Here is a 12,350-nt window from a genome sequence, read left to right as displayed (position 1 = left end):
AAGTCAAGAAGAATTATCTATCACATTTGGAAAAAACAGCTCTACTAATTTAATTGAAGCTCTTGATTTAGCACAAGCGAAAATTTTATCAAATTCAAATACAGCAAAAGATAAGTTAACGGCCATAAAAGAATTACAAAAATCTATCCAACAAAAAGAAGTAAGCAATGAAAGACTTACTCAAGAAGAAATAGATAATATTTATAAGACACTAGGTATATTTGAAGAAATTAAGGAATATGAAAAGAGCGACAATTCACGTGTTCCTCGTTTATTAAATAAAAATTACTATAAGCTAACTGATCCTCGTGAGGAGCGTAGAAGCGATAATATCGCTTTAGAGCAGGATGATACTGGAATGATAACTACTGATATTGATTTAGAGTGGGATGACACCGGAATGCTGCCTCCTTCCCAAAATAGTGCCGTTTTAGATAAATTAAAAGAAGTAGTAGATGATTATATATCTGAGCTACAAAATGAAAAGCTATCTAAAGATATATCCCCGAAACAAGTTGAGGCAATAACTCATCCAATGCAGGAAGCAATAACGACTCCTCCTGCGCTTTCCTGGAATACTCATCCTATATTCGATGATACAATAAAGTTCTTAAAGAGGTTTAAAGAAGAGATCGATAAATTTCCACAAGATTATACTAAAGCCTCTACTATACCTCTATATTGAAGTAATGTTAATAGAAATTTAGGAAGAAGTGAATTTTTAGCAAGTATGGTATCAACTTCTCAACAAGATGAGAGAATTAATGATATATTAGATACACTTCAAAAAATTTCTACTAATTGTAGTAAGATAAGTAATAATGATGATAAATTTAATAAAGAGATTAAAGAATCTTTTGTAGAAATTAATACCACATTAAAAAATATAATAGAATATAAGGGACCCAAAATAGAATATTTAAATTCCAATATAGAAAAAGTTCAAAAGAATTTATCTAATTTAGAATCTTTGACTTATGAATTATCTAAAAATACATCTCCGAAACATATTAAACAATCAACCCAAGATCAACCTAAAATATCTACAGGAGCAATTACCGGTATAAAAGATAGAATAGCAAAATTTGAAGCAGACGCTGACAGCAAAATCAAAAAATACTGGACAGAAGAAAAGAAACAGACTGTAGAAAAACAACATGAAAATACTCAACTTGACTATATAACTCCTAAGAAAAATTTTGAGTTTGAAAATCGAGGTAAAGAAATTAAAGAGAATAGCACCAAAAATTTAATAAACAAATTTGAACAAGGCTTTGATAGTAAAATAACAAGATACTGGACATCACCAGCGGAATGGGATAAATGGGAGAAAGAAAAACAGAAAGATACAGGGAAAGAGAATGCACTAATAAGACCTCGTACAAAATTTACAATAGAATATTCTAAACATACTCAATCTAAAGAGCCTATATATCATCCAACTCCTGAAAAATTGAAATATTAACGAAATAACTCACGATTTAAAGCTAAAAGGCAATACTACAAAAAGCTTAAAAGACAAATTTGAAAACTTAGCAAAAGAAGCGAAGCAAATTGGGACACAAGCACAGCAAAGCTCCAAATCTTCAAGTAGTCCTAGCATAAAACCTACAGGTTGCAGTTAAAGACGGAAGAAATATCTAAGGCAATTAATTCTTGTTTTTGGGTCTTGTTGCATGGCTCGTTTATGTCATTCCCGCAGAGGCGGGAATCCAGTAAAACACATAAAAAACAAGTTTTTTATGTGTTTATTTTGTCAAATATGTAAATTCTGTATCAATATTGAAGTTATTTTTCTAGATCCCCGCTTTCGCGGGGATGACATTGAGTAGGTTTTTCGAGCTATGCAACAAGGCTTTACTTTTGTGAGGATGACATCCTACGTAAAACCAACACTGTACTCATTAATATTATAAGCAAAAATATGAAAAAGCTTAAAGTTAGAGATAGTGACTTAAAATTTTGCCATAACAACATACTAAAGAAAGGAGTAGTGGAGGATAGAATAATACCTCCCAAAGAATGTGATAGACTATAAAGCCTCATTTTAACATTAGTCTTAAACAAGGATTGAACAATAATTTGTAGCGGTACTGCATAAAATGCTGCAAGTCCTATTAATATAACGGGATAGAGAATATTAAATATTTGTTTGTATAACATTATTTGCATTCCTAAAGCAACAATAATGCTGGCAAATAAAGCCCATGTAATCTGTCTTAAAGGGTTTATTTTATCGGCAAACAGCCCTGCAAAAACAGCTGATATTCCATAGGTAGTAGTAAGAGCTATATTCATAAATCTTATTTCAGGATGATTTATAAAAGCTATTTTTGTTAAAAAAACTCCTAAGAAAATTACTAAAAAGTGATACACTCCTCCAATAGCACCGTTTATTAGTAATGCTATTATAACGGATAGTTTATTATTCCATATAATTTGCCGCAAGGTACTTTTTGATGACGTTCTTAAAAATTTGCTACTTTCTTTAAAAAAATTTCTCATCAAAATAGCAAATAAACCAAATATTGCACCAATAAAGAAATTAAAACGCCATAAATATTGGATATCGGAATTACTAGCGTAATAATAAGCTATAGCCGCAAGTAATGCACCTATTTGGCTACAGCATGAAACTATTCCTATATTTAAATTTTTCCGATTATCTCCTGTTTTTTCAGCTACATAAACCTTTATTCCGTCAACTTCTCCAGCAAGGCTTGCTAAAAAAAACATTCGACATAATGTTAGTATTACCGTAGCAAAAATACCTATTATCTCAAAGGAAGGAGTAATAGCAATTAATCCGGTAGAAATGCTACTCATGAACATTGATATCTTGATAGATTTAGTACGCCCGTATTTATCTCCGATAAATCCAAAAATTAAGGACCCTAAAGGTCGTACTATAACGGCTGCACTAAGAATAGCAAAAAAACCGAGTAGTTGTTTATCCTGCTCTATATTAGGTAAGAAATTTTGTGCAAGAATACTAGCCGATAAACCGAATAGAGCATAATCATAATAACGGATAATCGTTGTAAAAAATGCAACTAAAAAAGCTGAATTAGACATATAATATTTTCTTTTTGTGGCAACATCATATGATACCAACTATTTAGACTGTGTGAAAGAAAATTAATTTAATCTATTTTTACTCTTTTTGTCTACAAATTATAAGATTTTTTTGCAATACAACTACAGCATAATTTCAATATAGAAATCTTTTATATTTATTTTACTATTGTAGTTTTAATTATAAAATTTTATATTTGGTATATATTCAATTTTTAACCGTTTTAAAAATATGCACTTAGAATATAAAGTTACTATATCTGAAAATGGCAGGATAAATATTCCTGCAAAAATTCGTGATCAATTACATCTTGCTTCAGGAGATCAGTTAATGCTAATACTTGATAAAGAATTAACATTGATTCCTCTAAAAAATAAAATTAAAGAATTTCAAGCATTAGTAAAATCTAGAAATAAAGATAACATATCATTAGTTGACTCTTTAATTGAATCAAGAAGAAAGGAATTTAATAATGAATAAATATATTTTAGATTCATCTGCTTTACTTGCATTATTTAACTCAGAAACTGGTAGTGACAAGGTCGAAGAATTATTACCGTTATCTATTATGTCTACAGTAAATATAGCAGAAGTAGTAGCTGAACTAGATAAAAAATTGAACATATCTTTTATTCAAAGTAAAGAAATGATCTCAGCTTCAATAAATAAAATTGTAGCCTTAGATTTTGATCAAGCTATAGAAATTGGACGCTTAAAGAAAGAAACAGAACAATTTGGCTTATCTCTTGGTGACAGAGCTTGCATTAGCCTAGGATTAATTACATGCTATCCTATATATACTGCAGATAAAATTTGGGCTAAACTGCAATTAAATTGTAAAATCGTTCTAATTCGCTAGGCTCTATGAAGATTTCTAATTGATTTGCTATTTTGAGGTATTTTTTAGCAAAAATTAATAAGATTTTTAAAAGAATAGCTACTCCTATTTCAAAAAAAACTTATAATTTGCAGCAAAAAATAACTAAAATTAAATCTTCTTAGAAATCTTCATAGAGCCTAACAGCTCATTTTATGATAAAATTTGAAAAAAGAGCCATTATGATACTATAATAATTACCTTTCTCTTCCTGAGTGTTGCTTTTCTATTTTTTCTCTTCGTGCTTTCATAGCTTTTGCTAGTTCTTTTTTATGCTTATCTCCTCCTTGAGGCATTTGTTTACCAATATCCTTTGCCTCTTTTTTTATAGTTTTTGGAATTGATATAGGTGGTGGCGGAGGCGATGGGGAAATAGGAATACCGGTTCCAGGCATTGGAGGTGGCATCGGTATAGTACCGCTAGGCATAGTTAGAGTATTTTTTGAAGATTGATTAACAGCTTCTGCTTGCTGCTGCTTTATCTTCTCTTCTTTCACACGTTTTATAGCTGCTAATGCTCCTTGTTGCTGTAAATCTGCAGCTGTCGGCTCTCTTTTTGTAGAAGTTAAGTGTTTATTTTTATTATCAAACTTTTTTTCTCTATCGGAAGCACTATTAATAGTATTATGTTCTTTTTCTATAGCCTTAAATTGATTATTAATAGCTTCTAATTCTGCAGCGATTTTCCATCTTTCTTCTCTAGTAATATTAGAATTAGCTTTTTTTTCTTCAAGCCCCTTTTTCCTCTCTTCTAGTTCTTTCTGTTTTTGCTTTAATTCTTCTATACGTTTTGCATGATTATCTATTTTTTCTTCTGTACTCTTTGTTTGCTGCTCGAAAGAATCCTTTACTTGTCTGATTTGAACTTTTTTCTTTAACTCTTCATCAAAAGCAAGCGGTTTATTTCGTACAGGCTTTCCTAAATCAGAATGTATTAGATCTTCAAAATTTTCTCTAGAAGCTAACGGTTTTTTACTGGTATCAGGTATTTGAGGATCATGTTTTCGTAAATCTTTTGTAATTTCTTGTATATTTTTATGAAGTTCTGTAATCGGCGCCACTTTACCTCTCACAAGTTAATTGATTTTAAAGATATAGTAATTAAACCTCTTTTATAGCTTCAACGCAAGCAAAAGTTGCTATTTTTAGTATTTCATTAGCTGTTGCTGTAGCTTGAAGTATTTGAACGGGTTTTTCAAAACCGTTTGTTATAGGACCTATAAAGCTGTTTGACGAAAATGCTTGTAACAACTCAGTAGAAATAGCAGCTGAATTTAAACCAGGCATAATTAATACATTTGCAGATCCTGATAATCTACAAAATTTATATAATTTACGTAAATCACCATCTAAAGCCACTTTAACTGACATCTCTCCGTCATATTCAAAATCTACCTTCATGCCGCTCAGCTCTTCTTTGTCTTTGCTAAAATTATCTAGTATATTTACTGCTTCACGAATACGAGCTGTTTTTGCCTTAGAAGAATTACCGAATGTTGAAAAAGAAAGAAGTGCAACACGAGGAGTGATTCCCATATTTTTAGCAATTTCTGCAGTTTGGGTTGCTATTTGTGCAAGTTCCCAGCTGTTTGGATATTCTGTAATACAATTATCGGCAATAATAATATTATTATCTTTAGCAATCATAATTGAATAGCCAAGGATGCTACGATTAGTTTTTGGTGAAATGACTTTCATGATATCTTCTAAACTATCGATATAACTTTTCGTAACACCGGTTAAAAGAGCATCACCGTCACCGCATGCTAACATACAAGCAGCGAAAATATTCTTATCAGTTTTAACAAGCTTTGCACAATCACGGTATAAATAACCTTTTCTCTGAAGTCTTTTATATAAATAATCAGTATATTTCTCTAAACTATCGCTTAAGGCCGCATTCATTATTTGAATTCCGTCTAAGCTAATATCTTGACCTATCTTTTTTAACGTAGCCTCAATTCGTTCAACACGACCAATTATAATCGGATGACCGTATTTCTTGTCTCGCATCATAAGAGCGGCAGAAATTACTTCTTCTTCTTCACCTTCAGCAAAAACAATCCGTTTAAGCGGTGCATTATGAATTTTTTCAGCTAAGAAATTCATATAGTTAGCAGTAGGATTTAATCTGCTACCTAATTCTTTCTTATATTTACCTATACTAAAATCTTTAACCCTAGCAACGCCGCTTTCTATTGCAGCAACGGCAACCGCCGCTGCTACTACGGTAATTAAACGAGGATCAAACGGTACGGGAATGATATATTCCTTACCAAAAACCATCTTACGTCCTGAGTAAGCTTTATACACCTCTTCCGGTACAGGTCTACGGGCTAAATCTGCAATGGCTTTTGCTGCAGCTATTTTCATTTCCGTATTAATAGTCTTAGCTCTTACATCTAATGCTCCTCTAAAAATATAAGGAAATCCCATAACATTATTAATCTGATTATTATAATCAGATCGCCCTGTTGCTACAATCGCATCATCGCGCACAAGTTTTATATCTTCCGGAGTAATTTCCGGATCAGGGTTAGCCATAGCAAAAATAATCGGATTACTTGCCATTCTACTCACCATATCTTTAGTTACTGCCCCTTTTACCGATAACCCTATAAATACATCAGCGTTATTTAAGCTTTCCGCTAAAGTTCTAAACTTGGTATCACTTGCATATAGCTCTTTCCATTTATTCATACCTTCTAGGCGTTCTTTGTAAACAACGCCTTTAGTATCACATACAATAATCTTTGATTTATCGGCTCCAAGAGCAATTAATAAATCAATGCAAGCAATAGCTGCTGCACCTGCTCCGTTAACTACGATTTTTAAATCTTCAAGCTTGCGATTAGTAAGATACGCAGCATTTATTAGCCCTGCGGCGGTAATAATCGCCGTTCCATGCTGATCGTCATGAAAGACCGGTATATCCATTAAAGATTTTAATTTTTCTTCTATAATAAAACATTCCGGAGCTTTAATATCTTCAAGATTAATACCCCCAAAACTATACCTGAGATACTTCACGGCATTAATAAATTCTTCAGGGTCTTCCGTATTCACTTCCAAGTCAATTGCATCAATATCAGCAAATTTTTTGAATAGCACCGCTTTACCTTCCATCACCGGTTTTGAAGCGGCAGCTCCTAAATTACCAAGCCCAAGTACGGCAGTACCGTTAGAGATTACGGCAACTAAATTACCACGAGCAGTATATTTATATACATCCTCTAAATTTTTAGCAATTTCAAGGCAAGGAGCCGCAACCCCTGGGGAATAAGCAAGTGATAAATCTTGCTGAGTAACTAAAGACTTTATTGCAGAAATAGCGATCTTACCAGGCTTATCTTTTTCATGATATTCAAGGGCCTCAGCATAATTTATTTTATTCATTTCATCCATTTTAGAAATTCCTGTTTTATTTGTTTGTTTTGGTTTTTCGTCATTGCAAGCAGACGCAATGGGCGTCGACGAAGCAATCTCAGGCAACATTCCTGAGATTGCCACGCTCCTTTCAGTCGCTCGCAATGACGTGGTAAATTCACCCCATTATATACATAATAATTGATATAGTAACTACCGAGAAAAAAGTAGTAAATGTTATAATCGACGCCATAGAATCAGGATCACCGTCAAGTTGACGAGATAAAACATAAGCCGTACTCGCACATGGAAGGCAGCTATATAATATTCCTACCGATCTATCTAATCCGTCAATAGACATTAACCATAGTACTACTACACTAACTAGAGGAAATGCAACTAATTTAACAAAACTTGTAAGCATTACATTATGTAAAAGCTCTTGTCTAATAGTAAAATTAAGCCCTGCCCCAACATTTAGCATACCGATAGCTAAAGCGGCATTAGAAAGGCTATCTAACGTTTTCTTAAGCCCTAAATGTAATTCAAGATTTGAGTAATTAAAAACGAATCCTACTAAACTTGCGATAATTAACGGATTACGCACAATTAATTTCATCATTAAAACAAAACTAGTTCTAATAGTATTAGTAACAGATTTATTAGGGATATAATAAGCGAAAATCATTACCGATAAAATATTGGTAAAAATAATCATATAAGAAGAAATAACGGCAACGATTGAAAGCCCGCTAGGACCAAGCAAGGGGCTACTTACCCCAAAAAAAATGTAGCTATTATAACGAATCGATCCTTGAAAAATGGAAGTAAATTGGACTTTATCTATGTTGTATTTTTTTTGGTAAATTATAAGACCGCTGGATACAAGAATAGTGGATATAATAAGAGCTGCTACTAATTTACTTATGGATGCAACACTTAAATCGGCAGTAGATACGTAATTAAACAGCATGGCAGGAAATAGTACAAAATACGATAACTTCTCAATACCACGCCAAAATTCTTCTGAAGTTAACCATTTATTTTTGATAATACTACCAAGCAGCGTAATTAAAAAAATAGGTAACGTACTACAAAAAATTTCATTCATTTGTTAATAGTTTTTATTTTAACGTCATTGCGAGGAGCGAAGCGACGTGGCAATCTCGTCAAACTTCCTGAGATTGCCACACTCACTTCGTTCGTTCGCAATGACGCTTAGATACCCATGCGGGAATGATATATAGGCTACAACTGCCCTTCAACCAGCTTTTTCATTTCCTGCACCCCGTAAAGCTTTATAAAAGTCCCAAGTCTTGGACCTTCATTCTGTCCAAGCAATATTTGATATAAATCTTTGAAGTAATCACGCAGATTTTCATATCCTGCTTTCATTCCTATATCATATATTGCTTTCTGAATTGCTTCAGCTTCGGTTTGATCAGCTATATCAGATAACATATCTAATATATCCTGCAAAATAACCTTATGCTTTTCAGAAGGAGATAAATATGATTTATGTGCTTTAATAAAGTCATTATAATATCTTATAGCAAATTCTGCTAAATGGTCAAGATAAGGGCTAGTATTTGGAGTTGCTTTTGGCTCATATTTGCTAATAAATCCCCAAAGTACCGATTTATCCGAAGGATTACACACAGAAGTAAGATTTAAAAGCAACGAATAGGTAATTCCAAAAGTCTCAATTTGCGGTACATTTCCGTGATGGATGTGATAAACGGGATTTGCAAAACGCTTTGCCCTATTCTCTTCTAAATGATATTTCTGGTTAAAAGTAATATATTTATCAACATTTTTAGGAATTACATCAAAAAACAAACGCTTAGCTCTAGTCGGATTTTGATACATAAATAATGCCATACTTTCAACAGGAGCATATTTAAGCCAATCATCAACGCTAATACTATTACCTTTTGATTTTGATATTTTCTCACCGTTTTCATCTAAGAATAACTCATAACATAACTGCACCGGCGGCTTTCCTCCTAGGATTCGGCAAATTTCCGAATAAAGACGAGCATTTGCCAAATGGTCTTTGCCGTACATCTCATAATCGACTTTAAGCGCAGCCCAACGCATACCAAAATCCGGCTTCCACTGTAATTTGCAATGCCCTCCCGTTACCGGTACTTCTATATAATTACCGGCTTCGTCTTTATACGTTACAGTGCCTGCTTTAGCATCCCATTTCTCTATAGGTACTTGCAATACCTTACCTGTTTTCGGACATATAGGCATGCAAGGTGAATAGGTAGCCTTGCGCTCTTCTCTAAAAGTCGGTAGCATTAGCTCCATTATCTCGTCATATTTCTCAAGCACCATTATCAGCATCTCATCAAACATACCAGCTTTATAACAGTTAGTACTGCTATAAAATTCATACTCAAAGCCGAATTTATCAAGGAATGAGCGAAGCTTTGCATTCATATAATGCCCATAACTTTCACATTCACCGAATGTATCAGGGATAGAAGTAAGCGGCATATCCATATACTGTGCCACCATTTCAGGATTTGGGATATTGCTAGGTACTTTACGAAGCCCGTCCATATCATCGGAAAAGCAAATTAGTTTAGTCGGAATATCGGATAATTGCTCAAATGCTTTCTGTACCATCACCATACGGGCATTTTCACCAAAAGTACCGATATGAGGTAAACCTGAAGGACCGTAACCCGTTTCAAATAATACATACCCCTTCTCAGGAATTTTACCGTTTAAGCTGTCTAATATCTTCTTAGCCTCAACAAAAGGCCACGCGTTTGACTTAATAGCATCTTCCCAAATTTCTGACATTTATTTTTCTTGCACTTTAATTAATAATCAGTGACAATATACTAAATTTATTTATTTGTAAAATATCAAATTAAACGCTGTCATTGCGAGGAGCGAAGCGAAGTGGCAATCTCATCAAACTTCCTGAGATTGCCACGCTCCTGGCAGTCGCTCGCAATGACATTAAGAACAAAAAAAACCATGCCATTTAATACTATTATAAATTACATCAGAAAAGATAGCTATAAAGTTCTACATTTAGGACTGATTGCAATTTCTATAATAGCACTTGCTACCGCTTATATTGCTGAATATATATTCCATTATACACCCTGCCCTTTATGCGTTTACGAACGATTTCCCTATTTAACCCTAATCAAAATTTGCTTAACTGCTTTAATCATCCGAAAGTTAAGTAAGTATACTTTAATATTCATTCTCCTAACTATCCTTAGCTCTTGCATATTATCAACCTATCATAGCTTCGTAGAAAGAGGCATAGTACAACCAAGTGCTCTTTGTTCATCAATGATTCGTATCCCAAAAGGCTTGTCTATACAACACATCAAACAAATGTTCTACTCGCAGCCAATCACGTCCTGCACGAAACCCGCCATCAAAATCTTTGGTATTTCTATGACAGAGTATAACCTACTCTTAAATATCGGTCTTCTAATCTGTTTACTCCTCGTTTGGTTTTATCCAAAATCTAATAAATAGTTAAAAAATTAACTATTAGCTTGCAGAAATTCAAAATATTATGTATAATGCTCGCACGTATAGGGAATGTAAATAATGTTAGACTTTTACTTTCACAAGGTGCCGATGTTAATGGTTTAGATGCTAAAGGAAAAAAACCTATAGATTATGCATCTAAACCAGAAATTAAAGAAATACTAACTGATTCCGCTAATGCACGCTCAGCACTGCCTGAATTCAAAGCAGAACAAAAACTTGCTGAGATGAAGAAAAATATTAAAAATGAGGATGATAAAAATAAAATTATCAACGGATTAATTATGAATCCTGAATTTTATTCTGATATAGATGATGTTACAAGAGAGAAATTAATAGAAAAACTTTTTAATTATAATATTAACGATAATAATCCAGTAATAGCTCCGGTAGCAGCACCGGCACCAGTAACAACCACTACTTCTACAGAAATAGCAGGAAAGAACAATGTACGTGCACCAGACCCTGAAATATATGACACCTTAATTGAAGCTGAAGACAACTGTACACCACTTAGTATAGCAGCCTCAGCCGGAAAGGCAAATATTGTTCAAGAATTAATTGAGCAAGGTCATGATGTCAATGCTAAGGATGAGAAAGGAAATACGGCATTATTTTATGCAAGCACTAAAGAAATAGCTAAAATTTTATTAGATAAAGGGGCAAGTTTTGAAGTTGAGCATGAATATCTATACTCACCTATACATATATGCGGCAACAATAGGACATAAGGAGCTTTTTACTTTTTACTTAAAAAAAATGTGGATGTTAATATTAAAGATGGAAAGGGACGTATATCTATACATTATGCAACTTATTCTAAACAGCACGAAATAACTCAAATTTTATTACAACCCGGCAGTGAAATTGATACAGTAGACAATTATGGCGGCACACCTTTTTTCTATTTGCTACTAAAGCATGAATCAGGTCAAAATAAAACGTTACTGGACTTATTTTTAAATAATAACGTTAATCTTAACATTAATGCGTGTGGTGAGTCAATTTTTAATCACGCACTAACATCAAGAGATAAATGGTTACTTGAGAAGTTAATATCTAAAGGTGCTGATATAGGACAAGGTGTTCTATTGCGTAATCCATTTGATCACAGTATAGCAGAACTTGTAAAGATAGGTGTTGATAAAGAAAAGATAGTTTATGCATTAAAAAAATATAATTCTCATATTAATGAGCAATTAAAAATTAACACCATACAAAAATACTTGGGGGCAAAATCAGCCAACAATTATAAAGACATGGATGTTAATGATTATAATTATGATTTACCGGATGAAAAGGGTTTGCAAAAAATACACACGAAAAATTATTAAAAGATGTTATGCAACGTTTTAAAAACGGTGAAGATAAAGATGGCATTATTAATACATTAATTGAGATTAGTATTAATGAAGATACAAGAGCAGAGTTAATAGATTATATTTGTAAATATTCTTTCGGTACTGAATTAGCCGGACAGATAGGTGCAGATATTCAATT

At 33.0% G+C, this 12,350-nt stretch carries 12 protein-coding genes and 3 pseudogenes; 9 read left to right on the top strand and 6 right to left on the bottom strand.

Annotation, left to right across the window (positions count from 1 at the left end):
• Nucleotides 1-3: 3 nt before the first annotated feature.
• Nucleotides 4-126 (bottom strand): hypothetical protein, encoded by a 123-nt coding sequence (locus MCC_RS10845; RefSeq protein WP_014408517.1) that lies wholly within the window; start codon nucleotides 124-126, stop codon nucleotides 4-6.
• A 232-nt stretch (nucleotides 127-358) separates the two neighbouring features.
• Between MCC_RS10845 and MCC_RS08905 the strand changes: the two genes are divergently transcribed.
• The 3 genes and pseudogenes from MCC_RS08905 to MCC_RS07850 all read left to right on the top strand — a co-directional run bounded on the left by MCC_RS08905 (nucleotide 359) and on the right by MCC_RS07850 (nucleotide 1,644).
• Nucleotides 359-685 carry a hypothetical protein gene (locus MCC_RS08905; protein ID WP_014408516.1) on the top strand — a complete coding sequence of 109 codons (327 nt, stop codon included), beginning with the start codon at nucleotides 359-361 and terminating at the stop codon, nucleotides 683-685.
• A 45-nt stretch (nucleotides 686-730) separates the two neighbouring features.
• Entirely contained in the window at nucleotides 731-1,465 is a 735-nt protein-coding gene (locus MCC_RS07210) for a hypothetical protein (protein WP_014408515.1), read from the top strand.
• Nucleotides 1,461-1,644, top strand: a pseudogene (locus MCC_RS07850) (hypothetical protein). The gene MCC_RS07210 and the pseudogene MCC_RS07850 overlap by 5 nt, the downstream one beginning before the upstream one ends.
• Nucleotides 1,645-1,857: 213 nt before the next feature.
• Here MCC_RS07850 and MCC_RS03215 read toward each other — a convergent pair.
• Entirely contained in the window at nucleotides 1,858-3,075 is a 1,218-nt protein-coding gene (locus MCC_RS03215) for an MFS transporter (RefSeq protein ID WP_014408514.1), read from the bottom strand.
• A gap of 232 nt (nucleotides 3,076-3,307) precedes the next feature.
• Between MCC_RS03215 and MCC_RS03210 the strand changes: the two genes are divergently transcribed.
• Both MCC_RS03210 and MCC_RS03205 read left to right on the top strand, forming a co-directional pair.
• Complete coding sequence (locus tag MCC_RS03210) at nucleotides 3,308-3,556, top strand: AbrB/MazE/SpoVT family DNA-binding domain-containing protein (protein ID WP_010977150.1); 249 nt, start codon at nucleotides 3,308-3,310, stop codon at nucleotides 3,554-3,556.
• Complete coding sequence (locus tag MCC_RS03205) at nucleotides 3,549-3,935, top strand: type II toxin-antitoxin system VapC family toxin (RefSeq protein ID WP_014408513.1); 387 nt, start codon at nucleotides 3,549-3,551, stop codon at nucleotides 3,933-3,935. Before MCC_RS03210 ends, MCC_RS03205 begins: the two co-directional genes overlap by 8 nt.
• Before the next feature lie 215 nt (nucleotides 3,936-4,150).
• On the opposite strand, the gene MCC_RS10210 is transcribed toward MCC_RS03205, so the two are convergent.
• The 4 genes from MCC_RS10210 to MCC_RS03185 all read right to left on the bottom strand — a co-directional run bounded on the left by MCC_RS10210 (nucleotide 4,151) and on the right by MCC_RS03185 (nucleotide 10,136).
• Complete coding sequence (locus tag MCC_RS10210) at nucleotides 4,151-5,026, bottom strand: hypothetical protein (protein WP_231288758.1); 876 nt, start codon at nucleotides 5,024-5,026, stop codon at nucleotides 4,151-4,153.
• A gap of 28 nt (nucleotides 5,027-5,054) precedes the next feature.
• Nucleotides 5,055-7,358 (bottom strand): NADP-dependent malic enzyme, encoded by a 2,304-nt coding sequence (locus MCC_RS03195; RefSeq protein ID WP_014408510.1) that lies wholly within the window; start codon nucleotides 7,356-7,358, stop codon nucleotides 5,055-5,057.
• Nucleotides 7,359-7,497: 139 nt separating this feature from the next.
• Nucleotides 7,498-8,430 (bottom strand): AEC family transporter, encoded by a 933-nt coding sequence (locus MCC_RS03190; RefSeq protein WP_014408509.1) that lies wholly within the window; start codon nucleotides 8,428-8,430, stop codon nucleotides 7,498-7,500.
• Between the two features lie 137 nt (nucleotides 8,431-8,567).
• Nucleotides 8,568-10,136, bottom strand: a complete 1,569-nt coding sequence (locus tag MCC_RS03185) for a lysine--tRNA ligase (RefSeq protein ID WP_014408508.1) — start codon at nucleotides 10,134-10,136, stop codon at nucleotides 8,568-8,570.
• A 180-nt stretch (nucleotides 10,137-10,316) separates the two neighbouring features.
• On the opposite strand from MCC_RS03185, the gene MCC_RS07835 reads away from it, so the two are divergent.
• From MCC_RS07835 to MCC_RS03170, 4 genes and pseudogenes are all read left to right on the top strand, one after another.
• On the top strand, nucleotides 10,317-10,835 hold the full coding sequence (locus tag MCC_RS07835) for a disulfide bond formation protein B (protein WP_081498461.1): 519 nt from the start codon (nucleotides 10,317-10,319) through the stop codon (nucleotides 10,833-10,835).
• Between the two features lie 47 nt (nucleotides 10,836-10,882).
• Nucleotides 10,883-10,942 (top strand): annotated as a pseudogene (locus tag MCC_RS11410) (hypothetical protein); the annotation flags it as partial.
• 339 nt (nucleotides 10,943-11,281) lie between these two features.
• Nucleotides 11,282-11,581: an ankyrin repeat domain-containing protein gene (locus MCC_RS11115; RefSeq protein WP_331270636.1), complete on the top strand. Its 300-nt coding sequence runs from the start codon at nucleotides 11,282-11,284 to the stop codon at nucleotides 11,579-11,581.
• A gap of 495 nt (nucleotides 11,582-12,076) precedes the next feature.
• Nucleotides 12,077-12,306: pseudogene (locus MCC_RS03170) on the top strand (hypothetical protein); the annotation flags it as partial.
• Nucleotides 12,307-12,350 lie beyond the last annotated feature (44 nt).

The sequence above is a fragment of the Rickettsia rhipicephali str. 3-7-female6-CWPP genome, assembly GCF_000284075.1.
Classification (GTDB): Bacteria; Pseudomonadota; Alphaproteobacteria; order Rickettsiales; family Rickettsiaceae; genus Rickettsia; species Rickettsia rickettsii.
The sequence above is the reverse complement of the archived record's forward strand: the minus strand, read 5'-3'. Positions and strand labels throughout refer to the sequence as shown.